Source organism: Mariniflexile sp. AS56 (assembly GCF_030552475.1).
Taxonomy (GTDB): domain Bacteria; phylum Bacteroidota; class Bacteroidia; order Flavobacteriales; family Flavobacteriaceae; genus Mariniflexile.
The window spans coordinates 402,492-428,922 of sequence record NZ_JAUPED010000001.1 but is presented as its reverse complement, the minus strand read 5'-3'; the positions used below and the strand labels follow the sequence as shown (position 1 = coordinate 428,922).

Annotated in this window: 31 protein-coding genes; 15 read left to right on the top strand and 16 right to left on the bottom strand. The window is 34.5% G+C overall.

Annotated elements, in window-relative coordinates:
* Positions 1–6: 6 nt before the first annotated feature.
* Positions 7–477: an Lrp/AsnC ligand binding domain-containing protein gene (locus tag Q5N74_RS01985; protein WP_304387013.1), complete on the bottom strand. Its 471-nt coding sequence runs from the start codon at positions 475–477 to the stop codon at positions 7–9.
* A 122-nt stretch (positions 478–599) separates the two neighbouring features.
* A complete protein-coding gene (locus tag Q5N74_RS01980) occupies positions 600–1,964 on the bottom strand; it encodes a saccharopine dehydrogenase family protein (protein ID WP_304387012.1) in 1,365 nt (454 codons plus the stop codon).
* Positions 1,965–2,039: 75 nt separating this feature from the next.
* Here Q5N74_RS01980 and Q5N74_RS01975 point away from each other — a divergent pair, with 75 nt between their 5' ends.
* Positions 2,040–2,426 (top strand): DUF423 domain-containing protein, encoded by a 387-nt coding sequence (locus Q5N74_RS01975; protein ID WP_304387011.1) that lies wholly within the window; start codon positions 2,040–2,042, stop codon positions 2,424–2,426.
* Between the two features lie 61 nt (positions 2,427–2,487).
* The gene (gene pckA, locus Q5N74_RS01970) at positions 2,488–4,104 is read left to right on the top strand and encodes a phosphoenolpyruvate carboxykinase (ATP) (RefSeq protein ID WP_304387010.1); all 1,617 of its coding nucleotides are present in this window, start codon (positions 2,488–2,490) and stop codon (positions 4,102–4,104) included.
* Positions 4,105–4,166: 62 nt separating this feature from the next.
* On the opposite strand, the gene Q5N74_RS01965 is transcribed toward pckA, so the two are convergent.
* The gene (locus tag Q5N74_RS01965) at positions 4,167–4,916 is read right to left on the bottom strand and encodes a uroporphyrinogen-III synthase (RefSeq protein WP_304387009.1); all 750 of its coding nucleotides are present in this window, start codon (positions 4,914–4,916) and stop codon (positions 4,167–4,169) included.
* Positions 4,917–4,937: 21 nt separating this feature from the next.
* The gene (locus Q5N74_RS01960) at positions 4,938–5,585 is read right to left on the bottom strand and encodes a DUF4271 domain-containing protein (RefSeq protein ID WP_304387008.1); all 648 of its coding nucleotides are present in this window, start codon (positions 5,583–5,585) and stop codon (positions 4,938–4,940) included.
* Between the two features lie 121 nt (positions 5,586–5,706).
* On the opposite strand from Q5N74_RS01960, the gene Q5N74_RS01955 reads away from it, so the two are divergent.
* The 3 genes from Q5N74_RS01955 to Q5N74_RS01945 are packed head-to-tail and all read left to right on the top strand — an operon-like array spanning position 5,707 to position 8,337.
* A complete protein-coding gene (locus tag Q5N74_RS01955; protein ID WP_304387007.1) occupies positions 5,707–6,429 on the top strand; it encodes a polyprenol monophosphomannose synthase in 723 nt (240 codons plus the stop codon).
* A gap of 22 nt (positions 6,430–6,451) precedes the next feature.
* Positions 6,452–7,798 (top strand): dihydroorotase, encoded by a 1,347-nt coding sequence (locus tag Q5N74_RS01950; protein WP_304387006.1) that lies wholly within the window; start codon positions 6,452–6,454, stop codon positions 7,796–7,798.
* Positions 7,795–8,337: a DUF4296 domain-containing protein gene (locus tag Q5N74_RS01945; RefSeq protein ID WP_304387005.1), complete on the top strand. Its 543-nt coding sequence runs from the start codon at positions 7,795–7,797 to the stop codon at positions 8,335–8,337. The genes Q5N74_RS01950 and Q5N74_RS01945 overlap by 4 nt, the downstream gene beginning before the upstream one ends.
* Here Q5N74_RS01945 and Q5N74_RS01940 read toward each other — a convergent pair.
* A complete protein-coding gene (locus tag Q5N74_RS01940) occupies positions 8,285–9,292 on the bottom strand; it encodes an NAD-dependent epimerase/dehydratase family protein (protein ID WP_304387004.1) in 1,008 nt (335 codons plus the stop codon). The two genes, Q5N74_RS01945 and Q5N74_RS01940, sit on opposite strands and share 53 nt — an antisense overlap.
* Before the next feature lie 196 nt (positions 9,293–9,488).
* On the opposite strand from Q5N74_RS01940, the gene tyrS reads away from it, so the two are divergent.
* Positions 9,489–10,784 (top strand): tyrosine--tRNA ligase, encoded by a 1,296-nt coding sequence (gene tyrS / locus Q5N74_RS01935; protein ID WP_304387003.1) that lies wholly within the window; start codon positions 9,489–9,491, stop codon positions 10,782–10,784.
* Positions 10,785–10,913: 129 nt separating this feature from the next.
* On the opposite strand, the gene Q5N74_RS01930 is transcribed toward tyrS, so the two are convergent.
* The 3 genes from Q5N74_RS01930 to Q5N74_RS01920 all read right to left on the bottom strand — a co-directional run bounded on the left by Q5N74_RS01930 (position 10,914) and on the right by Q5N74_RS01920 (position 12,793).
* A complete protein-coding gene (locus Q5N74_RS01930) occupies positions 10,914–11,360 on the bottom strand; it encodes a YHS domain-containing (seleno)protein (RefSeq protein ID WP_304387002.1) in 447 nt (148 codons plus the stop codon).
* Positions 11,361–11,399: 39 nt separating this feature from the next.
* Entirely contained in the window at positions 11,400–12,380 is a 981-nt protein-coding gene (locus Q5N74_RS01925) for an acyl transferase (RefSeq protein ID WP_304387001.1), read from the bottom strand.
* A 71-nt stretch (positions 12,381–12,451) separates the two neighbouring features.
* Entirely contained in the window at positions 12,452–12,793 is a 342-nt protein-coding gene (locus Q5N74_RS01920) for a T9SS type A sorting domain-containing protein (protein WP_304387000.1), read from the bottom strand.
* 200 nt (positions 12,794–12,993) lie between these two features.
* Between Q5N74_RS01920 and Q5N74_RS01915 the strand changes: the two genes are divergently transcribed.
* On the top strand, positions 12,994–13,674 hold the full coding sequence (locus tag Q5N74_RS01915; protein WP_304386999.1) for a response regulator transcription factor: 681 nt from the start codon (positions 12,994–12,996) through the stop codon (positions 13,672–13,674).
* The gene (locus tag Q5N74_RS01910; protein WP_304386998.1) at positions 13,674–14,717 is read left to right on the top strand and encodes a cell wall metabolism sensor histidine kinase WalK; all 1,044 of its coding nucleotides are present in this window, start codon (positions 13,674–13,676) and stop codon (positions 14,715–14,717) included. Before Q5N74_RS01915 ends, Q5N74_RS01910 begins: the two co-directional genes overlap by 1 nt.
* On the opposite strand, the gene Q5N74_RS01905 is transcribed toward Q5N74_RS01910, so the two are convergent.
* Entirely contained in the window at positions 14,700–15,746 is a 1,047-nt protein-coding gene (locus Q5N74_RS01905) for a glycosyltransferase (protein WP_304386997.1), read from the bottom strand. The two genes, Q5N74_RS01910 and Q5N74_RS01905, sit on opposite strands and share 18 nt — an antisense overlap.
* Positions 15,747–16,012: 266 nt before the next feature.
* Between Q5N74_RS01905 and trmB the strand changes: the two genes are divergently transcribed.
* The 6 genes from trmB (at position 16,013) to Q5N74_RS01875 (ending at position 19,651) form a co-directional block, all read left to right on the top strand.
* Positions 16,013–16,687: a tRNA (guanosine(46)-N7)-methyltransferase TrmB gene (gene trmB / locus Q5N74_RS01900; protein ID WP_304386996.1), complete on the top strand. Its 675-nt coding sequence runs from the start codon at positions 16,013–16,015 to the stop codon at positions 16,685–16,687.
* 2 nt (positions 16,688–16,689) lie between these two features.
* On the top strand, positions 16,690–17,319 hold the full coding sequence (locus tag Q5N74_RS01895) for a LysE family translocator (RefSeq protein ID WP_304386995.1): 630 nt from the start codon (positions 16,690–16,692) through the stop codon (positions 17,317–17,319).
* Between the two features lie 7 nt (positions 17,320–17,326).
* Entirely contained in the window at positions 17,327–17,656 is a 330-nt protein-coding gene (locus Q5N74_RS01890) for an MGMT family protein (protein ID WP_304386994.1), read from the top strand.
* A 175-nt stretch (positions 17,657–17,831) separates the two neighbouring features.
* Positions 17,832–18,971, top strand: a complete 1,140-nt coding sequence (locus Q5N74_RS01885; RefSeq protein WP_304386993.1) for an Mrp/NBP35 family ATP-binding protein — start codon at positions 17,832–17,834, stop codon at positions 18,969–18,971.
* Entirely contained in the window at positions 18,972–19,217 is a 246-nt protein-coding gene (locus tag Q5N74_RS01880; RefSeq protein ID WP_304386992.1) for a NifU family protein, read from the top strand.
* A gap of 101 nt (positions 19,218–19,318) precedes the next feature.
* Positions 19,319–19,651 (top strand): 2Fe-2S iron-sulfur cluster-binding protein, encoded by a 333-nt coding sequence (locus Q5N74_RS01875; protein ID WP_304386991.1) that lies wholly within the window; start codon positions 19,319–19,321, stop codon positions 19,649–19,651.
* 171 nt (positions 19,652–19,822) lie between these two features.
* Here the strand turns inward: Q5N74_RS01875 and Q5N74_RS01870 are convergent, their stop codons facing one another.
* From Q5N74_RS01870 to Q5N74_RS01840, 7 genes are all read right to left on the bottom strand, one after another.
* A complete protein-coding gene (locus Q5N74_RS01870) occupies positions 19,823–20,290 on the bottom strand; it encodes a hypothetical protein (protein ID WP_304386990.1) in 468 nt (155 codons plus the stop codon).
* A 54-nt stretch (positions 20,291–20,344) separates the two neighbouring features.
* The gene (locus Q5N74_RS01865) at positions 20,345–21,244 is read right to left on the bottom strand and encodes a serine/threonine protein phosphatase (RefSeq protein WP_304386989.1); all 900 of its coding nucleotides are present in this window, start codon (positions 21,242–21,244) and stop codon (positions 20,345–20,347) included.
* A 29-nt stretch (positions 21,245–21,273) separates the two neighbouring features.
* Positions 21,274–22,032 (bottom strand): SGNH/GDSL hydrolase family protein, encoded by a 759-nt coding sequence (locus Q5N74_RS01860; protein WP_304386988.1) that lies wholly within the window; start codon positions 22,030–22,032, stop codon positions 21,274–21,276.
* A 140-nt stretch (positions 22,033–22,172) separates the two neighbouring features.
* Positions 22,173–23,192, bottom strand: a complete 1,020-nt coding sequence (locus tag Q5N74_RS01855; RefSeq protein WP_304386987.1) for a transporter — start codon at positions 23,190–23,192, stop codon at positions 22,173–22,175.
* Between the two features lie 60 nt (positions 23,193–23,252).
* Positions 23,253–23,573 (bottom strand): hypothetical protein, encoded by a 321-nt coding sequence (locus Q5N74_RS01850; RefSeq protein ID WP_304386986.1) that lies wholly within the window; start codon positions 23,571–23,573, stop codon positions 23,253–23,255.
* Between the two features lie 158 nt (positions 23,574–23,731).
* The gene (locus Q5N74_RS01845; RefSeq protein WP_304386985.1) at positions 23,732–24,910 is read right to left on the bottom strand and encodes an acyl-CoA dehydrogenase family protein; all 1,179 of its coding nucleotides are present in this window, start codon (positions 24,908–24,910) and stop codon (positions 23,732–23,734) included.
* A 109-nt stretch (positions 24,911–25,019) separates the two neighbouring features.
* On the bottom strand, positions 25,020–25,736 hold the full coding sequence (locus Q5N74_RS01840; protein WP_304386984.1) for a tRNA1(Val) (adenine(37)-N6)-methyltransferase: 717 nt from the start codon (positions 25,734–25,736) through the stop codon (positions 25,020–25,022).
* A gap of 183 nt (positions 25,737–25,919) precedes the next feature.
* Between Q5N74_RS01840 and Q5N74_RS01835 the strand changes: the two genes are divergently transcribed.
* Positions 25,920–26,369, top strand: coding sequence for a DUF2383 domain-containing protein (locus Q5N74_RS01835; protein ID WP_304386983.1), 450 nt, complete (start codon positions 25,920–25,922; stop codon positions 26,367–26,369).
* Positions 26,370–26,431 lie beyond the last annotated feature (62 nt).

Sequence of the window (26,431 nt, the reverse complement as noted above, 5' to 3'; positions counted from 1 at the left end):
TTTTGGTTAGATACTAATTTGTCTGTCAATTTGCTGGTCTAAAGATATAAGGGATTCCGTTCTTAAAACGCCATTAATAGTTTGAATTTTATTATTAAGTAATTGCATTAAATGGGTATTGTCATGCGATAAAAGTTTGATAAACATATTATAAGTTCCAGTAGTGTAATGGCATTCTAAAACTTCAGGAATGCGTTTTAATGCTTTTACAACATCTTGATTATTTATGCCTTTATCTAAATAGATGCCTATAAATGCGAGGGTGGTATATCCCAATACTTTTGGGTTTAAAATGAATTTGGAACCATCCAAAAGTTTAGATTTCTCTAGTTTTTTTAAACGTTGATGAATAGCTGCGCCCGAAATACCTACGTTTCGAGCAATTTCTAAAATGGGTGTACGGGCATCTGTAGTGAGTGCGCGTAGTATTTTTTTATCGATACCGTCTATGGTAATCGTTTTGTTTTTGGATTTCATTAATTATGATTTCATTCTAAAACTTAAATGTAGTAATATGATTTTAATTTGAAACTATAATAATGTTAACTATTGTTCCGTAGTTTTAAAAAATCACGATTGTTTTAGTGTGTCCTGAAATTTTAATTATTTAAAGAATTATAACCTAAATAAGGCACTTCTTTCTCTTTAAATTGAATGCCAAAAGTTTCTAATTCCTTTAAAATAGGCGTGTAAACTTCTTTTGTTATAGGTATTTGTACTCCGGGCGTTTTTATTTTGCCGTTTAAAATGGCAAGGGTTGCTATAGCTACAGGCAAGCCAACGGTTTTTGCCATGGCAGTATAGGTTTGGTCGTCGCCAAGAACCACCATATTGCTGTCTATTTGGTATGTTTTTCCATCTTTTTCGTAGCCAAATTTATGATACATCACGATCATGTCTTTGTCTGTTTTATCGAGTGTCCAGCTATCCATAAGTATTTTTTGAAGTATTTGTGCTGGCGTTGCTTTTTTTAAGCCTACGGGTTTTTGGGCATTAAAAATATCGAGTTCAATAAGTTTTTCCCAAACAATATCATCTTGGTCAATTTTTAGTTGATATCTCAATTTGAGTTCTACGGAATCGGACGGACTGTAAGGTAAAAAGGCATTTACAAAATCGCGGTAGCTCATGTTTTCACTATCATCTATTGTGTAGCTGTCATCAGTCATACCTAAATTGACAAAAATATTCCAAGCACGAGAAAAGCCAACACGCCTAATAGTACCACGATATAATGTTCTTATAGAATCTAAACCATAAACACTTTGGTATTTTAAGGAATCTCTGTTCGCGTAAATTTCGAATTGTCCAAAAGCCTCAACCTCTAAAAATTCTGTACGCCTAAATAACCGGTGGTATGGAATGTATTTATAAGTACCTTCTTGAAGAAATTTGGCAGCGCCACCTTGACCTGCAATAACCACGTTTCTTGGGTTCCATGTAAATTTATAATTCCAGAGGTTGTTGTCGCTTTCTGGGGCTATTAAACCGCCTGTAAACGATTCAAACAAAATAACCTTACCGCCATCATCGCGAATTCGGTTTAAAACCTGCATAGCACTCATATGGTCGATGCCTGGGTCTACGCCAATTTCATTCATAAAAATAAGGTTTCTTGCTTTAGCCTCAGCATCTAACGCTTGCATTTCTGAGCTTATGTATGATGCTGTTACCATACTTTTTCCGAATAGAATACAATCTTTAGCAACTTGAATATGTAAACTAACAGGGAGCATCGAAATAACAATGTCTGCATTTTTTATAGCCTTTTTTCTATCAATTTCATTAAAAATATCCAGTATAATCGTTTCGGCATTTTCGTGGTTGCCAATAAGTTTTTTAGCGGTATCTGTATGTATATCGCCCACGGTGATGAATAGCTTCTCTGAAGCCGATTTGTCTAGTAAATATTTTAATAGGTAGGAGGTAGATTTTCCTGAACCAATAACCAAAATCTTTCGCATAGTAATATTTGTTAAGTAATTTTGTAATCTCTAATTTAATGAACTCTAATAGCACTTATCTTTAAATAACATTATATGAACAAGACAATATTAATCACCGCTTCTATTTTAGGAATAACAGGCATTGTTTTAGGTGCGTTTGGTGCCCATGGTTTAAAACAATTAATTTCTGTAGAAGCACAACAAACTTTTGAAACGGGTGTGCGTTACCAAATGTATCATGCTATTTTATTGTTGTTTGTAGGTAACACGGTGCTTATAAGGTATAAAAACAAAAAGAAAATTTATTACCTAACCTTATTAGGTGTCTTGTTGTTTTCGGGTTCTATTTATGCCTTAGCTACAAATGCTTTAACTACCTTCGATTTTAAATTAATTGGGATTATAACTCCTATTGGTGGTTTGCTATTGATCTTGTCTTGGATATTATTATTTATTAATTTCTTAAAAATGAAAGTCTAAAATAAGAAAAATTTAAAAATAATGTATTAATTTTGCATAATACATAATTTATATTTTTGATATGATAAACAGTGACCAGATTACGAAGACGATTTCGTTGGATAAATATGGAATTAAAAATGCAAAAGTTAACTATCAATTATCCCCAAAAAAACTTCATGATATTGCTATTGAAACGGGTCAAGGTGTCGAGTCATCTTCTGGCGCTTTAGCAGTCAATACAGGTGAATTTACAGGGCGCTCTCCAAAAGACCGATTTATTGTAGAAGACGCTATCACAAAAGATAAAGTTTGGTGGGGTGACATTAACATTCCGTTTGATGCCGCTAAGTTTGATGCTTTATATGATAAGGTGACTGCTTATTTATCGAACAAAGAAATTTTTGTTAGAGATTGTTATGCGTGCGCAGATGCCGATTATAAATTGAATATTCGGGTAGTAAATGAATATCCGTGGAGCAATCAGTTTGCTTATAATATGTTTTTACGTCCAACCGACGAGGAGTTGAAAACTTTTGAATCGGAATGGACCGTGGTTAATGCGCCAGGTTTTATGGCAGATCCAAAGGTTGATGGTACACGTCAACACAATTTCGCGATTTTAAATTTCACTAAAAAAATAGCACTTATTGGTGGTACTGGTTATACCGGTGAGATTAAAAAAGGTATTTTTTCTGCTTTGAATTTTATTCTTCCAGTTTATAAAAACACCTTGCCTATGCATTGCAGTGCCAATGTGGGGAAAGATGGTGATACTGCTATTTTCTTTGGTTTGTCAGGAACAGGAAAAACAACACTTTCTACAGACCCGAATAGAAGTTTAATAGGTGATGATGAGCATGGTTGGACAGCGGAAAATTCTGTGTTTAACTTTGAAGGAGGCTGTTATGCGAAAGTTATCAATCTTTCAAGAGATAATGAACCTGAAATTTATGATGCCATAAAAAAAGGAGCGATTCTTGAAAATGTGGTTTTAGATGAAAACGGTGCTGTTAAGTTTGAAGACACCTCTATTACACAAAATACACGAGTTAGTTACCCCATTAATCATATTGAAAATATACAAGTACCTTCAACAGGAAAGAATCCTAAAAATATTTTCTTTTTAACGGCAGATGCTTTTGGTGTGTTGCCTCCAATTTCTAAATTAACACCAAGTCAAGCCGCATATCATTTTATTTCAGGTTATACTGCTAAGGTGGCAGGAACGGAAGCTGGTGTTTTAGAACCAACGCCTAATTTTTCAGCCTGTTTTGGTGCGCCTTTTATGCCTTTACATCCTACTAAATATGCCGAAATGCTTAGTAAGAAAATGAAAGATTCTGGTGTAAATGTATGGTTAGTAAATACGGGATGGACCGGAGGACCTTACGGTGTGGGAACACGTATGAAATTAAAGTATACCCGTGCCATGATTAATGCCGTTTTAAATGGTGATTTAGGTTTGTATAATTATGATAACTACCACATACATTCGGTGTTTGGTGTGGCACAACCTAGAGAATGCCCTGGTGTACCAACCAGTGTTTTAAGTCCAAGGTCAACTTGGAATGATGACGAAGCTTATTATACAACCGCTTTTAAACTTACGAATGCCTTTCGTGAAAATTTTAAGAAGTTTGAAGCCTCTGCAAGTGAAGAGATTAGACGTGGCGGCCCGCAGCGGTACGCATTTTAATATTAAAACAAAAAGGGATGATTTTTTAAAATCATCCCTTTTTTATTAGATTGTAATAAAGTTTATTTCCCTTTATTAATTTTTTCAATATATTTATCTAGAGCCATCGTCATAGATGGTGTTTCTGGTGTTGGTGCAGCAATATCTACACGCAAACCTCTTTCTTCAACAGCTTTAATGGTGGTATTACCAAATACGGCAATACGAGTATCTTTTTGTTGAAAATCTGGAAAGTTATGAAATAACGAATCGATACCAGAAGGGCTAAAGAATACTAAAATATCATAAACAACATCTGCTAAATCAGAAAGGTCGCTAATAACTGTTTTGTAAAAAATAGCTTGTTTCCAATCTACACCTAATGCATTTAAAGTATCAGGCACTTCGTCTTTTACTTTATCAGTATTTGGTAGTAAAAACTTCTCGTCTTTATATTTCTTAATTAAAGGCATCAGTTCAGAAAAACTACGTTTTCCAACATAAATTTTTCGTTTTCTGTAAACTACATATTTTTGAAGGTAAAAAGCAACAGCTTCAGACTGGCAAAAATACTTCATAGAATCGGGCACTTTAAAGCGCATTTCTTCTGCAACTCTAAAGAAATGATCGATGGCATTTCTACTTGTTAAAATAATAGCAGTGTAATTGTTTAAGTCAACTTTTTGTTGTCTAATTTCTTTAGCAGAAACTCCTTCAACGTGAATGAATGGCCTAAAATCTATTTTTACTTTTTGTTTTTCAATTAAATCAAAATAAGGCGAGTTTTCTATTTTAGGTTCTGGTTGAGATACTAAAATTGTTTTCACTTTCATAGGCGCAAGTAGTTAATTCTTCTAATTCGAAATGATTACCTTGTACAATATGATACAGGGTGCGATTTCAAGTGCGCAAAGATATAAAATAAAATAAAAAAAGTTGTATTTTATTAAACTTTGATGTGCTTTAAAAGAAGTAAATAGCCCTATTAAGATCACAAAAAGCAATAATATAACAATTACGTAAAAAAAGGTTAATGTAGGTTGGAAACTAAACAGTAAAAAGGCGTTAATTGGTATGAGTACTAAGCCTAAATAATTTTTATAACTTATTTTTTGAAAAAGATACTGGTCTATCATGGTATCCATTTCAAAAAGGCTTCCAATAAGACGTTCAATAAACACTTTTATTAAAATAAATACGCAAGTCCCAAAAGAGATCCTAAACATAGTGTCTGGCGACAAGATATTGCTGTCTGTAAAAAATTTGTAGCTTATAAAAGCAAAAAGCGATACAGAAATGATGAGGTTTGTGAATAGTAACGCATCAAATTTGTCGAAAAATTTCTGTTCCCGTGCGTAAATTTTAAGATATTTTGAGTTTCCTAAAACCGTAATAAAATCGTTAAATCGTTTGGGAGCGGTTAATTTTGCTGTAGCAATAATGGCTAGCCCTATTACAAGCATGATGGTGTAAAAATCGTTTGATATTATATCCCTAAGCATACTGTAAAATTATTACAAATATTTTAGAAGATGGTTTAATTATTAAGGAATATTTAAAATAAATAAAGCGCTAATAATGTACATTTGCTAAAAATTAATTCATTTTCATTAAAATAAAAGAATGACTGATACAATTGTTATCATTCCTACATACAATGAAATAGAAAATATAGAGGCTATAATTAAAGCGGTATTTTCTCAATCGGAATCTATACATGTTCTTGTTGTTGATGATAACTCGCCAGATTTAACGGGTTTAAAGGTAACGGAACTCCAAAAAGAGTTTCCAAACCGGTTGTTTTTAGAGGTGAGAAAATTAAAATCTGGATTGGGTACGGCCTATATTCATGGATTTAAATGGTGCTTAAAAAAACAGTATCAATATATTTTTGAAATGGATGCCGATTTTTCGCATAATCCGAATGATTTAGTGAAGCTACATGAGGCATGCCATGTTCAGGGATCCGATTTAGCCATTGGGTCGCGTTATGTAACAGGTGTTAATGTGGTAAACTGGCCTATGAGTCGGGTACTTATGTCGTATTTTGCATCGCGATACGTGCGTGTAATTACGGGTATGAGAATACATGATACAACCGCTGGTTTTGTGTGTTATAAGCGTAAGGTGTTAGAAACTATAAATTTAGATAAGATTAAATTTATTGGTTATGCCTTTCAAATTGAAATGAAATTTAAAGCCTATTTAAAAGGTTTTGAAATTAAAGAAGTGCCTGTAATTTTTACAGATAGAACATTAGGACAATCAAAATTAAGTTCTGGAATAATCTCTGAAGCTATATTCGGAGTAATCTCCATGAAAATAAAGAGTTTTTTCAAGAAATAAATAGTGGCAAAAAAATAAACCAATGAAACCAAAGAAAATACTAATTAAGAACGCTCATATAGTTAATGATGGAGCTGTTTTTAATGGCGATATACTAATTGAAGGCGAGTTTATTAAAGAAATTAGCGATTCTATAAGTGCAAAATCTTCCGATGTGCATGTTATTGATGCAGAAGGAAAATATTTGTTACCAGGAGTTATTGATGACCAAGTGCATTTTAGAGAGCCTGGTTTAACCCAAAAAGCGACTATTGAAACCGAAAGTAGAGCAGCAATTGCTGGAGGAATTACGTCGTTTATTGAAATGCCAAATACAAACCCGCAAACTACAACTATCGAGAAATTAGAAGAAAAGTTTGAGATTGCTGCTAAAACATCTTCAGCCAACTACTCATTTATGTTTGGTGGAACAAACGATAATTTAGATGAAGTTTTAAAAGTAGATGCGAATAAGGTAGCGGGTTTAAAATTATTTTTAGGGTCTTCAACCGGAAATATGTTAGTTGATGACACAAAAGTGTTAGAGAAAATTTTTAAAAGCACCAAGTTGCTTATTTCTGTACACTGTGAAGATGAAGAGACTATAAGAAAGAATTTTCAAGAACATTTAGATACATATGGTGATGATATTCCTATGAAGTATCACCCCGTTATTAGAAGTGAGGAAGCTTGTTATTTGTCATCTTCAAGAGCTATTAAATTAGCTGAAAAAACTGGGGCAAGATTGCATGTATTTCATCTGTCAACAGGAAAAGAAACCAAGTTGTTTAGCAATAAAATCCCTTTAAAGGATAAGAAAATAACGGCTGAAGTTTGTATCCATCACTTATGGTTTTCAGATAAGGATTACGATAAAAAAGGAACCCTTATTAAATGGAACCCTGCTGTTAAAACAGAACAAGACCGCGAGCAATTGTGGGAAGCTTTGTTAGACGACCGTATTGATGTTATTGCAACAGACCATGCGCCACACACAGCACAAGAAAAAAATAATATTTACACGAAAGCACCATCGGGAGGACCTTTAGTACAGCACGCGCTGCCTGCTATGTTGGAAATGCACCATAGAGGTAAAATTTCAATAGAAAAAATAGTAGAAAAAATGTGTCACAATCCTGCTATTTTATTTCAGGTTGAAAAGCGTGGGTATATAAAGGAAGGTTATTTCGCCGATTTAGTTTTGGTAGATTTAAACAACCCATGGACCGTAAATAAAGATAATATTTTATACAAATGTGGCTGGTCCCCGTTTGAAGGTACTACCTTTAAATCAAGAATTACTCATACCTTTGTGAACGGTAGTTTGGTATATCAAAATTCTAAATTTAACGATGTAAAAGCTGCTAAAAGATTAACTTTTAATAGATGATTATAAAACGATTCATACCTTGTTTTTGCCTTGTTTTACTTGTTGTAGCATGTAATAGTTTTGGAGCGCCTAATAAGCCGAGTAATTTAATCTCCAAAAAAAACATGGTTAACATTTTGATAGATGCCAGACTATTGGGGTCTGCGACTTATTTTAATAAGCAAAAAATGCAAGCACGGGGTGTTGAATTGGATAAGTATGTTTTTGAAAAATATGGGATAGACAGTTTGCAATTTGCTTTAAGTAATGCCTATTATGCTTATCATATTAAAGAATACGAAGAGATTTATACATCTATAACAGATAGTTTAGAAAAACTGAAAGCAGTTTTAAAGGAGCAGAAATTAAAAGAAGAGGAGGAGAAAAAAATAACCGATTCTATAAATGCTTTAAAACCTAAAGACTCCCTAGATATTGTTATAAAAAAGGATACGTTGACAGACGTTTTTTTGAAAAAGAAAATTAAAAGAGAGCAGAAAGGTTTAATTAGTCCTGTTTCAGATATGAATCTCCAATCTGAAAAATTGAATGTTCAATAGCTGTAAAATTATAATTTAAAGCCGTTTTAACTTTCTCACTACTATAATAGGTCTTAGACATTAAAGAATTGGTGAGGTGTTTTGTTAACACCCTTCTTTTTCCAGTTAGTTTGTGCTTTAACCAATCTAACTTCCATCCTAAATTTAATAAAAAAGGACTCGCAAGTTTTTTTGGCGGCGCTGCTTTTACAGAAAGCGCTAAGGTTTCTAAAAATTGTTTGTACGTCCAGTTTTCAGCAACGAGTACAAAGCGTTCATTTGTAATATTACTATGCATTAACTGTGTCATTGCGGCAACTACGTCGTTAATGGCAACAAGCGCAATGGTACCTGCGGTGTAATATTTTAAGCCTTTATGTGCTTTTTTAAATAAATTACCTGTACCAAATCGCCAAATACCTGCGCCTAGAATTACACCAGGATTCACAATTACAGCATTTAAACCTTCTTGCGTACCGCGCCAAACTTCCATTTCGGCACCGTATTTAGTAATGGCATAAACATTATTATCATCTTCAGGGTTCCAAGTGGTTTCTTCAGTTATCGTTTCGTTATTAAGTGTATTCCCTAAGGTTGCGATAGAACTAACATGACAAAGCTTTTTTACGTGCGTAGAAATGCAAAGGTTTACAATATTGGCCGTACCTTCAATGTTTGTTTTTCTTAAAAGCTGGTATTTGTCTGGTTCAAAAGTTACAAATGCAGCACAATGGTACACGTGGGTAATGTCTTTGAATGCTTCAGATAAAGCAGGAATATCCAAAATATCAGCTTGTACCCATTCAATAGTTTCAAAAAGAGATGTGTAGTTGGGTGTGTAGGTAGCAAAAACATTTTTTACTTGCTCTAATTTACGTTCACTTCTATAAATAGCCCGAACTTTTTCGTTATTACTTACAAGCTTGTAAAGCAAATGCGAACCTACTAAACCGGTGCTTCCTGTTACTAAAATCATGCGACTAAAATAGTAAAAAATTAGTCGTAGTCTCAGTTTCCAGTCCCAGTTTTCATATGTAAATTTTAAAAAATGTCCTTGAACTTTGAAGTCATGTGTCTTTGTTGTCTTTTAACTTTAAAACTTTCAACTTTAAAACCATGGAATTGTACATTGATTTTTATCTTTGCCGTAGTTTATAAAAATTGAAAAAATAATGATTAAGAATTTTGTTGAAGAATTAACTTGGCGAGGAATGATACAGGATAGCATGCCAGGAACCGAAGAACACTTGATGGAAGCTATGCGTTTGGCGTATGTAGGTATTGACCCAACAGCGGATTCGTTGCATATTGGCCATTTAGTTGGTGTTATGGGGCTTAAACATTTTCAATTGGCAGGACATAAGCCTGTAGCTCTTGTAGGAGGTGCAACAGGAATGATTGGAGATCCTTCAGGGAAATCATCTGAAAGAAACTTGCTTGATGAAAAAACATTGAGGCATAACCAAGATGCGCTTAAAGAGCAATTATCCCGTTTTTTAGATTTTGATAGTGACGCTGATAATGCTGCTATTATTGTGAATAATTACGATTGGATGAAAAACTTTTCGTTTTTAGAGTTTATTCGTGATGTTGGTAAACATATTACGGTAAATTATATGATGGCTAAAGATTCGGTTAAAAAACGTTTGTCATCAGAATCTTCAGTAGGAATGAGTTTTACTGAATTTACATACCAATTAGTACAAGGTTATGATTTTTTACATCTTTACAGAGATAAGCAATGTACATTGCAAATGGGAGGAAGTGACCAGTGGGGTAACATCACCACGGGAACCGAATTAGTTCGTCGTATTGAATCTGGAAAAGGATATGCCCTAACATGGCCATTAATTACAAAAGCAGATGGTACCAAGTTTGGTAAAACTGAAGGAGGTAATATCTGGTTAGATACTGAAAGAACGTCTCCTTATAAATTTTACCAGTATTGGTTAAATACAAGTGATGTTGATGCTGAAAAATACATTAAAATATTTACCTTTCTGACTCGGGAAGAAATAGAAGGTTTAATTGTAGAGCATAACGTCGCGCCACATTTACGTGTATTACAAAAGCGTTTAGCAGAAGAAATAACCACAATGGTGCATTCTAAAGACGATTTAGATAATGCCATTAAAGCGAGTGAAATTCTTTTTGGAAATTCAACGGGCGATGATTTAAAGAAACTTAACGAGCAAACGTTCTTAGATGTTTTTGATGGTGTGCCTTTAACAGAAATAGCCCGTGCAGATATTGATTCTGGGTTGGATATTATTGCGGCTCTGGCAGAAAAGGGTGGTTTCTTAAAGTCGAATGGTGAAGCGCGCCGTGCGTTAAAAGAAAATTCGATTTCAGTAAATAAAGAAAAAGTGAAAGATGATTTTTCTATTACTTCTGCAGACTTAATTAATAATAAGTTTGTGCTATTGCAACGTGGTAAAAAGAATTATTTCATTTTAAGAATAGTATAAAAGCAAAAAAAAGCCTGATTTTTAAATCAGGCTTTTTTAGTTAACCAACTAAACTAAAAGTGTCATCTTTCTTTTTCATAGATAATACAGTAGTCGTCGTTCTGTTCTTTAACTTACATGGTTCGTGATTTATTTTTTAAATTTTATTTGTTCCCATTTAGCATCGGCCTGTTTTCTTAATTGTTCTGGGTTCTCCTCTTTCCATAATTTTAAGGTGTTTGTGCCCCAAGAATTATAAAACAAGTATAGTTTTCCGTTTTTCACCTCAAAAGTTTCAGGGTCTATGTTTACTTTAGAGCCTTTTGCTCCAACCGCATAGGCACAGTAACCACCGTATTGAGGAATGTATTTTTCAGGGTTTTTATTAAATGAATTTAAATTTTCTTTGGAGGCGAATTTATAGTTGACACCATCAAATTTTGAAACAAACTCTTTAGAACCTTCTAGTGCTTGGTTGTTAAAGTAGGCAACCACATCATAACCATCAACAGCAAAACCTTTTTTGGTGTTATAATCCATAGTTTGTGAGAAACATACAGAGGCGTAAAGTAGAAATACAGGAATAAGACTTTTCATAAAGTTATTTTTATAATAAGTCGGAAGGTTGTGAATTACTTACAACACCATAAGGTTGCATCCGCGTATATCAGAATTATCAAAGCGTCCAATAATTTCAAAAGATCCATTTTCATGTATTCTTCCTAAGTCTTGAGTCGCAATAAAGGAGCATGAGTTTATATTTGCTAAGTCTATCACATTAATACCTCCAGCTTTACCTTTGGGTTGAATGCTTAAAGCATCTTCCGTATCTCGGGTTAAAAGGCGCATCCAATTTGGGGTGTTAAAAACACCATGACCTTTGGAGTAAGCTTGACTTAACAGCTCCGTCATGCCATATTCGCTATGAATCGCGTCTACACCAAAACCGTCTTTTAGTTGTTGGTGAAGTTCTTCTCGAATCAATTCTTTTCTTCGGCCTTTCATACCACCAGTTTCCATGATAATGGTGTGTTTTAGCTTAAAAGTGTAGGTCTCAACCAGATCAAGCAAGGCGAAAGAAACGCCAATTAGTAATACTTTTTTTCCTTCAGCATCTAATCGTATTAATTTATCTTTTAATTCAGAAAGGTTGTTTAAGTAGAAGCCACTATCTGGGTGTTTTGATTGTTTAATAAAAGCATCGGCCATATAAATCAAAGAAGATCCTTCACGCTCTAAATAAGACGGTAACAAGGCTAAAACCACATAATCTTCAATAGAACCATAGAAATAGTTAAACCCTTTATCAAAGCTGTCTTCATACACTTCTAAATTGGTGACTTGGTGTTTACTGGTGATGCTTCCGGTTGTCCCAGAACTGGTAAATGTGGTTTGAATAGGGGCTTTTGAACTTAAAACATCGTGTGTTTTAAAAAATTGAATGGGTAAAAAAGGAATGTCTTGAATTGTTTTTACATCACTTGGGTGTTTGTACAATAAGTCGCAAAACGATCTATAAACACGGTTGTTTTCAAACTGATGTTTAAAGATCTTTAATGCTAAAGCATTAAATTCTTCTTCCGTTTGTATATTGAAAATGGCGTTCGTGTTTATCATACAGCAAAAGTATATAAAATAAAAAAGCGCTACCAAATGGTAACGCTTTAAAATTTATAAATTGTGTGATATTATTTAATCACTAATTTTCGAGTCTCTTTGTAATTGCCTTCTGTAATTCTTAGTACATAAACGCCCTTGCTTAAGTCTGAGATGTTTAGCTCTTTTCCGGTTAAAACCGTACTAAAAACTAATTTTCCTAAAACATCATAAAAATCAATTTTCTTGTTTAAATTAAGTTTAGATGTAATATATATGAATGTTTTACCGTTACTAACAGGGTTAGGGTAAATGGAAAGGTCTTCTATATTTTGTTGTATAGAACTGACGTTAGCAGTGCTTTGGCTAAACCCCAGTTGGGTTCCAAAGAAGGCTAAAGCGAAAAATAAAGTTAAAATGTAGTTTTTTCTCATAGGTTAAGTTGCATATAGTAAAGGTACTAAATTACTACAAAATTGATGCCAAAAAAGTGTTAAAGATATGTGTGTTTTAACGAAAGTTTAAATTACTGTAACCTCTTTGTTACCTTAATGTTATTAATGATACATTACCTATAAAGTCTTGTTATTAGTTTTATCTTTACTTCAAGAAACAGTTTTTATTTGTTTTAAAAATGAAAAAGAAAGACATTAAAATATTATTAGTAGATGATGAACCAGATATTTTAGAAATAGTTGGTTATAATTTATCAAATGAAGGGTATCAAGTTATTACTGCTGAAAATGGTAGTGAAGGCGTTAAAAAAGCTAAAAAGGAGCTCCCTAATTTAATTATTTTAGATGTGATGATGCCTGAAATGGACGGTATTGAAGCATGTGAACTTATCAGAAAAAACCCAGATTTACAAAATACACTTATTGTGTTTTTAACGGCGAGAGGTGAAGATTACTCTCAAGTAGCTGGTTTTGATGCTGGAGCCGATGATTATATTACAAAACCAATAAAACCCAAAGTGTTGGTGAGTAAGGTAAAAGCTTTGCTAAGGCGCTTTAAAGAAGAGGAGGTCGCCGATTCATTTAAAGTAGGAAGTTTAGAAATAAATAGAGACGAATATAAAATCACTTCCAATGGCAAAGAAATTATTTTGCCAAGAAAAGAATTTGAATTACTATCTTTATTGGCATCAAAGCCAGGTAAAGTTTTTAAACGCGATGAAATTCTTGATAACGTTTGGGGTAACGAAGTGGTAGTTGGTGGGCGAACCATTGATGTGCACATTCGTAAGCTACGAGAAAAGATAGGAGATGAAAGCTTTAAAACCATTAAAGGCGTTGGCTATAAGTTTGTAGATTAATGCAATCAAAATTTAAAAAATCATATAAGTTTGCGGTAAAAACAGCGCTCTATATAACTGTGTATGTAACACTCTTAACGGGTGTTTTTTTATATTCATTCTACACGTTTAATATTTGGTATATACTGTTTTTGGCGGCTAGTACCTACTTGTTTTCATTTGTAGTGACCCAATATAGAGTGGAGCGGTTTATATATAAACGTGTAAAGAAAATATACGACGATTTAACACTTCTAGAATCTACAAGTATTACAAAAGGGACAATCACTACAGATATGCTTACGCTTACGCAAGAGATTGATAAATTTGCTCGCGATAAAAAAATTGAAATAGAATCACTTAAAGTAAGAGAACAATACCGAAAAGAATTTTTGGGAAATGTATCGCATGAATTAAAAACACCATTATTTACCGTTCAAGGCTATATTTTAACATTACTAGATGGCGCTATGGAAGATAAAGCCCTGCGTGAAAAATACTTAGAAAGAGCAAGTAAAGGGGTCGAGCGATTGGGTTATATCGTGAAAGATTTGGATATGATTACCAAACTAGAAGTGGGTGATTTAAGTTTAAATCCAGAAGTTTTTAATGTTGTAGAATTAGTAGAAAGTGTTTTTGAAATGTTGGAGATGAAGGCTTCTAAAAAAAGAATCACACTAACCTTCGATACAGATTATGTAACGCCTATTTTAGTAAATGCAGATAAAGAACGTATCCAACAAGTATTAGCTAATTTAATAGTGAATTCTATTAAATACGGAAGAGAAAAAGGTACCACGGAAATAAGTATTGAAAACCTGATTAAAAACAAAGTAATTGTTAGGGTTACCGATAATGGAGAAGGTATCGCGAAAAGAGACTTGTCGCGTATATTCGAGCGTTTTTATAGGGTTGATAAAAGTGGGTCTAGAAAAGAAGGTGGCTCTGGTTTAGGTCTTTCCATAGTAAAACATATTATTGAAGCTCACGAAGAACGAATTTATGTTGAAAGTGAATTTGACGTAGGTAGCGAGTTTTCATTTACACTAGAAAAGGCTAAATAGGGCTTCAAAATCGGTTTCGAAATGAAGTGATTTTAGTCCTTCAAAATTTTCTATCTCTTGTAACTTATCTATAGTAAATATTTGTTGGCTGCAGCTAGGTACAAGGTTTAATTCAGTAAGACGAGCTGCTAAATATTCTTGTTCAAATTGCCCCGGAGTAGGCACAAAAAAGGCTTTCTTATTAAGTTTAGCCAAATCCATAACTGTTGTGTAGCCAGATCGCGCTATGATTAAAGCGCTTTCGTTAATTGTTTTTTCTAATAACTTAGAGGTCATGAAATTGTAAAGGGTGATGTTGCCAATTATCTGAATGGTTTGTTCCTTTTCCATAATCCCTTTCACGAAAATCACTCTACCCTCATAGTTTCTTAATTCAATAAGAAGTTTGTTTTCAAGTAAGGTGCGTTGTGGTTCTGGTCCAGAAAGCAAAACCATAATATCATTTACAATCGTTCCGTAGCGTTTATTAAAACGGCTTAAAGGACCTATGTAGGTGGTTGGTATTTCAAAAGTAGTTGGGTGCCCCAGCATACCGCTTAAATTTATGCCAGTTTCTACATCTGGAACCCAGCAAACATTAAATTTTTTAATGAAGTTCTCATGCACTTTCGTGCTAAACCAGGTGGTATTACCACTTAAAACTTTCAATTGGTGCGTAATAAAAACGGAAGGTACTTTTTTGCTATAAACACCCAATCTATTATCAGAAATAATACCCGATATATTATTGTTTTCAATAATGTTTTTAGTCGCTTTTTTTTCTGCTTTAATGGCTTTTAGAAGTTTAGGCGAATCGGTAAGGAGTTTTAATTTTAGAAACTTACCATTTTTGGCGTACGTAATATTGTAAGAAGGCAGTTCAACCGATGAGAGTCTGGGGAACTCCTTTTGCAGCAGCGTAAGTGCTACGCCATCACTCGCAATAATAGGCTCAAAACCAAGTGCGATCAATGCGTTTATTATGGGAATGCAACGGGCGGCGTGCCCTAAACCCCAATTTAATGGCGCAACTAAAATACGTTTTTTCATAATTTTAATTATGGCGTTACCACAAGGGTCGGGCTTTTCGCTGTATCTTTTTAGCGAAGCGACTCCTACTGTTTTCAGTGGCTTAACAAACAAAACACTAGGTTTTCAATAGTTTATGTTTGTTTGCTAAAGCTTCACTAAAAAGGATGCCGCTGCAATCCCTAACGCAGATTTAAAGTAAAATCAAAGATAAGCATATATACACTACGGTATATTTCCGTAATTTTACCAAAAATAAAGTAATAACAAGAAATAGTTAAAAAACTTTGGGAAGTAAAAATAAACTAAGGAGATTTAGAGAAAACGAAACGTTTGGCAATGTGCATCAACCAACGCGAGAGGATTTGGTTAACAGCGAATTCCCTCTAAAAGGTAACTGGAATAAAACGGTTTTTAATAATAGCAACCCATTGGTTTTAGAACTAGGTTGTGGTAAAGGTGAATACTCGGTAGCATTGGCAAAAAAATATCCAAATAAAAATTTTATTGGTATTGATATAAAAGGGGCTCGTTTTTGGAGAGGTGCTAAAACAGCGGTAGAAGATAATATTTCAAACGTTGCTTTTTTACGCACACAAATTGAACTTATAGATCATGCTTTTGGAGCAAATGAAGTGGATGAAATTTGGATAACCTTCCCAGACCCGCAAATAAAATACAAACGTACGAAGCACCGCATGACGAATGCTGAGTTTTTAGAGCGTTATAAAACCATTCTAAAAGAAGATGGTGTTGTAAACCTTAAAACTGATAGTGAGTTTATGCATGGCTATACACTTGGCTTATTGCATGGTGCTGGACATGAAGTGTTATACGCCAACCATAATGTGTACAAACAAGAAGGAAGTCCTGAAGAAGTGACAAGTATTCAAACCTTTTACGAATCGCAATATTTAGAACAAAACAAACCAATTACGTATATTAGGTTTAAAATTAAATAGTTGTGAATATAACCATTATCTTTTTTTTAGGTTTAATTATAGCCTTGGTTGGGGTGATTCCACCGGGTTTGTTGAACATGACGGCCGCTAAAATCAGCCTAAAAGAAGGGCACACTAGAGGGGTTGTGTTTTCTATTGGTGTCTGTGCCATTGTGCTAATACAAACCTATGTAGCTGCTATTTTTGCAAGGTATTTAATTTACCATTCAGAGATTGTAGACATTCTCCAACGGGTGGCCTTTGTTATTTTCGTTCTTATTACTATTTACTTTTTATTCATTTCAAAAAAAGAGCCTAAAGAACTAGCAGAACCAGAAGTGCGTAGTAAAAAGAGTCGTTTTTTTCAAGGTGTTTTTATGTCGGGAATTAATGTGTTCCCCATTCCGTATCAGGCCTATATGACTATTACAATGGCCTCTTTTGGTTGGTTAGATTTTAGTCAAATTAGCATCATTTCTTATATCGCAGGTGCCGCTATGGGTACTTTTGTGATGCTATATGTGTATATGTTCTTTTTTGATAAAATAAAGAATAGGTCAATTACCTCGCAAAAAAGCATGAATTATCTTATTGGTACGGTTACGGGAGTAATTTCCATTATTACCTTAATCAATATTATCAAAGAAATGTAGCTGCCATATGCAACCAAAAACGTTAAACTTTTTTGAGAAAGTGTATGAGGTAGCTAAACAAATACCTTATGGTAAAGTAACTAGTTATGGCGCTATTGCAACTTTTTTAGGTGCCGCTAGAAGTGCACGTATGGTTGGCTATGCGATGAATGGCTCGGTGGCTAAAGATGTGCCAGCACACCGTGTGGTAAATAGAAAAGGCTTGCTAACAGGTAAACATCACTTCGATGGTACCAACTTAATGCAACAACTTTTAGAAAGTGAAGGCGTTAAAGTGCTAGAAAACCAAATTCAAGATTTTGATAAAGTATTTTGGGATCCTTCCAAGGAATTGTAATACCAATTACCAAGATTCAAATGTTCTTGTAATTATTTGCTAATTCTTCAAATAATTACAATTAATCTACTTTATAAGCAAACCAAATATAGGCATCAATCATTTCAATTCAATAGCTTTAAATTTTAAATAATTCACAGTATCTTTGTGACTTAGAATAAATCTAAATAGTGGAATGAAGCTGAATAAACAAGATATACTTAAAGCATTAGAATCTATTACAGTCGTTGGCGAAGGACAAAACATGGTTGAAAGCGGAGCTGTAACCAATGTTGTAACTTTTGGTGATGAGGTTATTGTAGATATTACTATAAAAAATCCAAGCCTACAGGCTAAAAAACGTACCGAAGTCGATATTTTAAAAACAATACACGAGCAGGTTTACGAAAAAGCTAAAATTACCATTAACGTTAAGGTAGATGCGCCAGCAAAACCAAAAGTGAATGTTATTAAAGGGAATCCAATTCCTGGTATTAAAAATATCGTTGCGGTTGCTTCAGGTAAAGGTGGTGTTGGAAAATCGACAGTTACAGCAAATTTGGCGGTAACTTTAGCTAAAATGGGTTTTAAAGTAGGGGTGTTGGATGCCGATATTTACGGACCATCCATTCCAATTATGTTTGATGTAGAAGCTGAAAAACCATTAGCAGTTAATATAGACGGGAAATCTAAAATGAAACCTGTTGAAAATTACGGTGTAAAAGTACTATCAATTGGCTTTTTTACGCAACCAAACCAAGCGGTAGTTTGGAGAGGGCCCATGGCGGCAAAAGCATTAAATCAAATGATTTTTGATGCACATTGGGGTGAATTAGATTTCATGTTAATAGATTTACCACCAGGAACTGGCGATATTCATTTAAGCATCATGCAATCACTTCCTATAACAGGAGCGGTTGTAGTAAGTACTCCACAAAATGTGGCATTGGCCGATGCTAAAAAAGGCGTTGCCATGTTTCAACAAGAAAGTATCGATGTACCTGTATTAGGAATAATAGAAAATATGGCATACTTTACACCTGCGGAATTGCCAGACAATAAATATTATATTTTCGGAAAAGAAGGTGCTAAAAATTTAGCCGAAGATTTGCAAGTACCATTTTTAGGTGAGTTACCATTGGTACAAAGCATTCGTGAAGCAGGAGATATTGGGAGGCCAGCAGCATTGCAAACGGCAACCGAATTAGAACAAGCCTTTGAGAAAATAACACAAAATGTAGTGCAAGAAGTCGTGAAACGTAACGATAGTTTGCCACCTACCGAAGCTATAAAAATAACAACTATGGCGGGGTGTTCAACAGTTAAAAAGAAATAAATGACGTCAGAAGAACTTAGATTAAATATCGAGAAAGCATTGGATGAAATTCGTCCGTTTTTGCAAAGTGATGGCGGTGATATTGCATTGTTGTCTATTGAAGATAACGATACCTTAGTAAAGGTGCAATTACAAGGTGCTTGTGTAGGGTGCAGCGTAAACCAAATGACGCTTAAATCGGGTGTGGAAATGACAATTAAGAAATATGCACCACAAATCGAGCAGGTTCTTAATGTTCAAGCTTAATAAATCCTTTTAAATTCTATTAAAATACACAAATAACATTATTTTTGCCGCGTGATGTGTCAGCATTATATAGCGGCATGTTGTGTTATTAAATTACAATTATGGATCAAGATATTACTATAAAAATTACAGATAGAGACGGGGTTACACACGAAGTAGTAGCGCCAACAGATATGGCAATGAATTTAATGGAAGTAGTTCGTAGTTACGAGTTAGCTCCAGAGGGTACTATTGGTATCTGTGGTGGTATGGCTATGTGTGCTTCTTGCCAATGTTATGTGTTAAGTGATACGACGTTGCCAGAAATGACCGATGACGAAGAAGCGATGCTTTCTGAGGCTTTTGATGTAAAGGATAATAGCCGTTTAGGATGTCAAATTCAAATGACTCCAGATATGAACGGACTTGAAGTAGAATTGGCTCCAGAGAGTTAATTAATTCTTGCAACTGCAAGAATGGCATCATCACCATTTTTTTATAACAATTTGGGCGTTACCACAAGGGTCGGGCTATACGTTGCAAGTCCTCGCTCGTGCCTCGCTGTGGGCTTTCCACTGCTATCCCTAACGCGCTAAATCAACTATGTTTTAAACTAGTTACAAGCTTTATTGGTTATTTATAAGGCCTATCTTTTCATTCACCTTATCCATAAAGGGGTGTAAATAACTTGGTACATTGGCTTTCATTTGGTCAATTCTCCAGCTTTTAATAGTTCCGTTTTTAGAATATTCTATGTAAAGTCCGCCACCATCAGCACAATCTGGGCAGCCTAAAATAAGGTCTTTCTCAGATAGTAGTTTTGTTGGGAAATAATCAACCAAATTTTTAACGGCTTCAAATTTGTCCGTGTCTAAAATTTCAAATTTAAAAGGTTCGTTGGCATAATTATCGTTCGAGTCTTCATATAATTTATCCTTAGTCAGTTTGAAAATTTCTACACAACTTTCACCACTACAAAATCCGTAAAAATGACCAAATATTAAATAATCATCTTCATAAAGTTCAATATCATCCTTAGAATTACAACCATAACTAAAAATAAATACTATAATTAGTACTAAAGCCTTTTTCATCTGTATATGTATTTCTTATTAGATATAAAAAGTAGTATTTGGTTGCGTGAATGTTTAAGAATTTGTTTTATAGTCAATTAATTTCTTCGGGCCTTCAAGTAATACTCTTACTATTTGCAGTACGCCATCGTCATTCGTGTCGATGTGCCATTTAATAAGTGAAATTTCGCCGTTTTCAATCTCCATTCCTGTAATACTTCTGGGGTGTACACAACTTCCATCATTAAAAAAAGCAATATCTCCAGGTTCTGGGAAGCGTGGGCGGTGGGTGTGGCCAACAATCGTTATTAAATTAAGGTTTTCAATTATCCATTTTTTGGTGCGGCGTTCTACTTTTATAAGTTCGCTGTAATTTTTTGCAGGACTCGTAGGGTCGGCAATTCCCATAACATTCAATGGTTTCCAGAGTATTCTAACCATAAATCGACTCCATTTCCAAAATAAATAGTTCCACCAATCGGCTTGGTGCCCATGTGTTAAAAATAGGTCTTGCTTGGTTTCGGTGTGCCTTAAAATAATGCCTTCATGGTATTCTATCCCTGGGAATAAGTCTACATCGATGCCTAGTTTTTTGTCAAAATAAGTAGATAGATGCTTTTTTACATAATTTGGATTTCTGTAAACCATGTCGTGGTTTCCCCAAATCATGTGTAGGCTGTTTTCTTTATGAAATTGCTTCAAGAGCATATATACATTTTTATGCGCTTCAAAAATGGGTTCGAAGGATAGGTTTTCCCAAAGTTCGTCGCCATCACCAAGTTCGCAATATTGAAAACCCTCAGTATAATAGTGTTTTAGAGCGTGAAAATAAACGTTTCTGTTGTTGGCGAAATCATCAGCAAAACTATTATCGCCACGGTGGCAATCGCTGAATAATATAAACTTACTAGAATCATCAAAGGGGATGATTTTAGCATTTTTATAAGCGGTGTCTAATCTAGATTTTGATGACATTCAAAAAAGTTTTAACTAAAGTAATGAACTTAGTTTAACTTTTCAATAGATACAGGGAGCAAACGTTCTACAAATTTGGTGTAGGCCAATTGGGAAGGGTGCAATCCGTCTGAAGCTACTAAATCGGGGTCGTTTAAACCTTCGCGTGTAATATCAGTAATGTTAATAAAAGTTACGTTCCGGTTGGATGCATGATTTTGGGCAAAGGCATTATAAGTATCCAATTCACTGGAAATAGTTGAAGGGTTCGATCGTGATTGTCCAAAGGGTGTATAAGCATAATCTGGAATGGAAATAACAATAACCTGGTTTAGATTCCCTTTTGCTAATGAAATTGCTTTGTTTAAAAGTTCTGGAAACTCGGTTTCATAATTACTAAAAGCCTTGCCTTGATATTGGTTGTTAACACCTATTAATAAGGTTACTAAATCGTAATTACTCGATGGGTTATTGTTGCTAATCGCCTCTTTAAGATTGGTTGTGGTCCATCCTGTTTGAGCAATAATATCTAAAGTGATTTCGCTATTTTCAATGTTGTTTTTTAAACTATCCTTTAATTGTACAGGAAACCTGCAAGTGGAGCAAACACTCTGCCCAATTGTATAACTGTCACCTAAAGCTAAAATTTTAAATTGCTTTGTTTGGTTGCTTGCCTCTGGATTAGGGGTGTTTTGTGCTTGAGGAACTTGTGGTTCAGGGGTTTCCTCAAGTTGTTGTGCAATAACCATGTCGTCTTTCGAACAACTAAAAATAACTACGAAACATAATAAAACACGAATTTTGAACATAATTTGGCTTTTATAAAACCTACGAAAAAAAGGTTCGAAGGGTTTTATAAAAGTTGTTTTATTGTGAGTTAAAATGGTTTCTAAATAATAAAAAAAAAAGCGCCTCTTTGGGAAAGCGCTTTTTATAAGTTTTAAACTCATTAATGAAAGGCGTATTGCATTCCGAAAGTGAGGTTGTAATTTTGTTTTAATTGAATGCCATTCAAATCTTGGTATATTGGTAAAGCACATTCGGTAGCAAAGCGTAACCCTTTAAAACTGCCGTTTATTACGGAATAATTTAAACCAAAGCCTGTATTAATATGGGTGCCTCCCGAATTTTGGGTATCTGCGGTTGTAACCATCATGGGGTTTAATAAAGGGCTTTGTCCTTTTATTTTATCAACTAAAACGCCTTCCAATCGTACGGAAACACTTAAATTATTACCTGCTTTGGCAGCAAACCAATTGTTTAAGTTGTAACGGTTTCCTAAGATATAATCTTGATTGTTATCATTCAAATAGATCAACGCGTTTATTTGATGTCCCCATGAAAATGCATCTGCTTGTCCTAAATACGTAAGCCCCAATTTTGTGCCAAACGAACCGCTTCCTGTTTGCATGGCGTACGGCAATTGTGTTGCTGTGCCCATAGACATGGGAGTCGCACCTTTCTTTTCAATACTACCTGTTGGAATTAAAATACTTAGTTGAGTATGCATGGCCTGTCTGTTTTTGTTGAAAATGCTATACAAAGCACCTACGGAAACATCTCCATAACCATTTGAATTCGTGCTAAAATCTGTGCCAGTACGCATGGTTAAGCCCATAACATTTTCTATGTAATTAGCCATTATCATAAGCGTTAACTTATCCGAAGGGGCGTACATGCCACCAAGCATATGCATTTGCATGGTCATGTTTTGTGGTGCTACCATGTAGTTGGCAAAGGCATCGGTATTTGTAGCATCACTATTTCCTTCTTGCAAATATCTCATATCCATAGTCATGTAGCGGTACGAGAACATGAATTCGTCTTTATGGTGTACATGGTCTGCCATGACCGATATAGGTGCGTGTCCATCAGGTCTACTAGATGTCCATAAGTTTGACGTTTCTTTTTCTTGTGAAAAAGTGAGTGACGACGCTATACAAAGCATCGCAATAAAAATATGTTTCATTGTTAAATATTAAAATTAGGTGAATTATTTAGCCGGAAATACATCCGAGGTATTAAAAAATCACGCCAATTTTGGTGGAGGAAACACTTGTTTGTAATACCTGAATTGATACAGTTTAGAATAAAGAAAGCAATGTTTTATATTGGTAGTAATGCTTTTATCAAGCTGTAAAACCATAATATCTACAAATCCAATGGGATAGTTTTCTAATAAAATTCTTAATGAAACGGGTTCATTTTTTTGTTGCTTTTTAACCTGTTTTAGTAAATAACAACTTCCTTGACATTGGAGTTCGGGTTTGTCTGTGTTAACACAAAGAAATTCTGCAATATATTCTTGATTTAGAGCATATTCAATATAGGGCTGAAATGGCCGTAACATGGCAACCAAGTACAGAAATAGAAAAAAGTAAACACTTGATTTTAACAAGATTCTAAAGTTTCGGCAAATATATCATTTGATACGATATTGCACGAAACTCTAAAAGTTAAAATTTTGTTTTCTTTTGAATTAAAAAGGTGTTTCTAGATCTATTATAATTACTTAAAAGCATTTAAGCCCGTAACGTCCAAACCGGTAATAAGTAAGTGAATGTCGTGTGTGCCTTCATAGGTGATTACACTTTCAAGATTCATGGAGTGGCGCATAATCGAGTATTCGCCTGTTATTCCCATGCCTCCAAGCATTTGGCGGGCTTCTCTGGCGATAGTAATGGCCATGTCTACATTGTTACGTTTAGCCATAGATATTTGGGCAGTGGTAGCTTTATTTTCGTTACGTAATACACCAAGGCGCCAAGTTAAAAGTTGTGCTTTAGTAATTTCTGTAATCATTTCGGCCAATTTTTTTTGTTGCAGTTGAAATTGGCCAATAGGTTTTCCAAACTGTATGCGTTCTTTACTGTAGCGTAAAGCGGTATCGTAGCAATCCATGGCGGCACCAATGGCGCCCCAGGCAATGCCGTATCGAGCGGAATCTAAGCAACCAAGAGGCGCTCCGAGTCCTGATTTATTAGGTAATAAATTTTCTTTAGGTATTTTGACGTTGTCAAAAATAAGCTCGCCTGTGGATGATGCGCGCAGCGACCATTTATTGTGTGTTTCGGGCGTGGTGAAACCTTCCATGCCGCGTTCCACCAGTAAACCATGTATTCTTCCATTTTCATCTTTCGCCCAAACTACCGCTACTTGTGCAAAAGGCGCATTACTTATCCACATTTTAGCACCGTTTAATAGGTAGTGGTCTCCCATATCTTTAAAATTGGTGACCATGCCACTTGGGTTACTACCGTGGTCGGGTTCGGTTAAACCAAAACAACCCATCCACTCACCACTTGCTAATTTTGGTAAATATTTTTTACGTTGTTCCTCGTTGCCATATTTCCAGATAGGATACATTACTAAGCTAGATTGCACAGATGAGGTACTTCGAACGCCCGAGTCGCCACGTTCTATTTCTTGCATGATTAAGCCATAACTAATTTGATCTAATCCAGCTCCACCATATTCTACAGGAATATACGGTCCAAACGCACCAATTTCGGCCAATCCTTTAATGATTTGCTTCGGAAATTCTGCTTTTTGAGCGTAGTCTTCAATAATAGGTGATACCTCACGTTTTACCCAAGCTCTGGCGGCATTTCGAACTAATTTATGCTCTTCGGAAAGTAACTCGTCAAGATTGTAATAATCGGGTGCTTCAAATAAATCTGGCTTCATTAATTTTGAGTTTCAAGACTATTTCAAAAGAAAATAATTAGTAAAAGCATTATTTTTTTATGAATTTGTCATTATATGGACTCAAATTTAATTAATTCCATTGGTATTATTACATTTTTAAATAAAAATCTTTTGTCAAATTTATGTAGTCTTCAGTGTATTCATGACGCCCAGTTTCAATAATAAGCGTTTCTTTTTTTATAGCGCTTTCGCGGAAAGAAAATGCGATAAGGCTTCTTTTGATTTCTGAAGTTGAATTTCCTTGTACATGCAAAATACGGTTTGGAAATAATTTGCTAGCCGCAGCTAGTTTTATAAATTCGGTTTCTTCTTTAAAAGGGATAATGACGCAAAAGATACCGTCTTCCGATAATAATTTTGAAACACTCTCAATTAAATGATCAAAAGGTAAGGCGTCGTTAAATCGGGCTAAATCGCGTTGTTCGTTTTCCGACTTATAATCTTCCGAATAAAATGGCGGATTGGATATAATAAGGTCGTATTGGTCTTCAATTTCTTCAACAAATTCCTCTAAAGCGGCATGGTAACAAAACAGGCGGTCTCCCCAAGGAGATTGTTCAAAATTATCGACACATTGTTCATAAGCAGCATCGTCAATTTCAATGGCGTCAATAATCTCCGCATCGCAGCGTTGTGCTAGCATAAGCGATATAATGCCGGTGCCTGCTCCAATATCTAGAATAGCAAATGGGTGCTGTTCTATGGGGCTCCAAGCACCAAGAAGTACGCCGTCGGTCCCAATTTTCATAGCACATTGGTCTTGGTTTATAGTGAATTGTTTGAAGTTGAAAGGTTTGCTCGACATGTGTTGTGTGTTAATAATTTAAGAGAGTATCTTGAAAAAGGTTGTTAAAAAATCACAATATATCCTAAACAATGTTAAAAAATAATTTGGTATTAGTTGCGTTATTAATATTGTGATGTAGATGTGAAAGCAATACGCATCTTAAAAAAATTTATTGAAAGTGCTAAACTAAAGATTATTTATATGAAGTCTTCAGAAAAAATTTTAAGTAAGCTCAATAATTTGTTAATTATGAATTATGAGATTGAGAAAGTTTATTTAAAGTCTCTTGATTTAGCTACAAATGATAAACTGAAATCATTTTTTAGAGAAAGAGGTTTTGAAAGAAATGAATTTGGTAGGCAATTGAGAGGGGAAATTGTAAAGTTGGATGGCAAACCAGAACAACTAGATGGGGTGAGTAGTAATTTTCGTGGAATTTTAACAAATTTTAGAAACTATATTATATTAAACCTTGAAACGGATTTAATGGAAGAAATTTATCTTTTGAAAAGAGTAAGTATTGAAAAATACAACAGCTTGTTACGAGAAATTAATTTACCATTATCTACGTGTAAAACATTAATGAAACAACGGGATAGTATTTATAGTAATATGAATGCTATGAAACGACAAGAAGAATTTGTGGTGTAATAGACACGCAACAAAAAAACAAGGGCTCATTTATATGAAAATGAGCCCTTGTTTATATATAC

Coding starts and splice junctions, on each gene's coding strand:
- Q5N74_RS01880 (WP_304386992.1), top strand. CDS start 18,972: ATGACGTCAGAAGAACTTAGATTAAATATCGAGAAAGCATTGGATGAA.
- pckA (WP_304387010.1), top strand. CDS start 2,488: ATGATAAACAGTGACCAGATTACGAAGACGATTTCGTTGGATAAATAT.
- Q5N74_RS01870 (WP_304386990.1), bottom strand. CDS start 20,290: ATGAAAAAGGCTTTAGTACTAATTATAGTATTTATTTTTAGTTATGGT.
- Q5N74_RS01890 (WP_304386994.1), top strand. CDS start 17,327: ATGCAACCAAAAACGTTAAACTTTTTTGAGAAAGTGTATGAGGTAGCT.
- Q5N74_RS01980 (WP_304387012.1), bottom strand. CDS start 1,964: ATGCGAAAGATTTTGGTTATTGGTTCAGGAAAATCTACCTCCTACCTA.
- Q5N74_RS01835 (WP_304386983.1), top strand. CDS start 25,920: ATGAAGTCTTCAGAAAAAATTTTAAGTAAGCTCAATAATTTGTTAATT.
- Q5N74_RS01930 (WP_304387002.1), bottom strand. CDS start 11,360: ATGAAAAGTCTTATTCCTGTATTTCTACTTTACGCCTCTGTATGTTTC.
- Q5N74_RS01850 (WP_304386986.1), bottom strand. CDS start 23,573: ATGTTACGGCCATTTCAGCCCTATATTGAATATGCTCTAAATCAAGAA.
- Q5N74_RS01945 (WP_304387005.1), top strand. CDS start 7,795: ATGATTATAAAACGATTCATACCTTGTTTTTGCCTTGTTTTACTTGTT.
- Q5N74_RS01950 (WP_304387006.1), top strand. CDS start 6,452: ATGAAACCAAAGAAAATACTAATTAAGAACGCTCATATAGTTAATGAT.
- Q5N74_RS01920 (WP_304387000.1), bottom strand. CDS start 12,793: ATGAGAAAAAACTACATTTTAACTTTATTTTTCGCTTTAGCCTTCTTT.
- Q5N74_RS01940 (WP_304387004.1), bottom strand. CDS start 9,292: ATGATTTTAGTAACAGGAAGCACCGGTTTAGTAGGTTCGCATTTGCTT.
- Q5N74_RS01910 (WP_304386998.1), top strand. CDS start 13,674: ATGCAATCAAAATTTAAAAAATCATATAAGTTTGCGGTAAAAACAGCG.
- Q5N74_RS01975 (WP_304387011.1), top strand. CDS start 2,040: ATGAACAAGACAATATTAATCACCGCTTCTATTTTAGGAATAACAGGC.
- tyrS (WP_304387003.1), top strand. CDS start 9,489: ATGATTAAGAATTTTGTTGAAGAATTAACTTGGCGAGGAATGATACAG.
- Q5N74_RS01960 (WP_304387008.1), bottom strand. CDS start 5,585: ATGCTTAGGGATATAATATCAAACGATTTTTACACCATCATGCTTGTA.
- Q5N74_RS01925 (WP_304387001.1), bottom strand. CDS start 12,380: ATGATAAACACGAACGCCATTTTCAATATACAAACGGAAGAAGAATTT.
- Q5N74_RS01865 (WP_304386989.1), bottom strand. CDS start 21,244: ATGTCATCAAAATCTAGATTAGACACCGCTTATAAAAATGCTAAAATC.
- Q5N74_RS01985 (WP_304387013.1), bottom strand. CDS start 477: ATGAAATCCAAAAACAAAACGATTACCATAGACGGTATCGATAAAAAA.
- Q5N74_RS01875 (WP_304386991.1), top strand. CDS start 19,319: ATGGATCAAGATATTACTATAAAAATTACAGATAGAGACGGGGTTACA.
- Q5N74_RS01955 (WP_304387007.1), top strand. CDS start 5,707: ATGACTGATACAATTGTTATCATTCCTACATACAATGAAATAGAAAAT.
- Q5N74_RS01915 (WP_304386999.1), top strand. CDS start 12,994: ATGAAAAAGAAAGACATTAAAATATTATTAGTAGATGATGAACCAGAT.
- Q5N74_RS01855 (WP_304386987.1), bottom strand. CDS start 23,192: ATGAAACATATTTTTATTGCGATGCTTTGTATAGCGTCGTCACTCACT.
- Q5N74_RS01860 (WP_304386988.1), bottom strand. CDS start 22,032: ATGTTCAAAATTCGTGTTTTATTATGTTTCGTAGTTATTTTTAGTTGT.
- Q5N74_RS01845 (WP_304386985.1), bottom strand. CDS start 24,910: ATGAAGCCAGATTTATTTGAAGCACCCGATTATTACAATCTTGACGAG.
- Q5N74_RS01840 (WP_304386984.1), bottom strand. CDS start 25,736: ATGTCGAGCAAACCTTTCAACTTCAAACAATTCACTATAAACCAAGAC.
- Q5N74_RS01905 (WP_304386997.1), bottom strand. CDS start 15,746: ATGAAAAAACGTATTTTAGTTGCGCCATTAAATTGGGGTTTAGGGCAC.
- Q5N74_RS01965 (WP_304387009.1), bottom strand. CDS start 4,916: ATGAAAGTGAAAACAATTTTAGTATCTCAACCAGAACCTAAAATAGAA.
- Q5N74_RS01885 (WP_304386993.1), top strand. CDS start 17,832: ATGAAGCTGAATAAACAAGATATACTTAAAGCATTAGAATCTATTACA.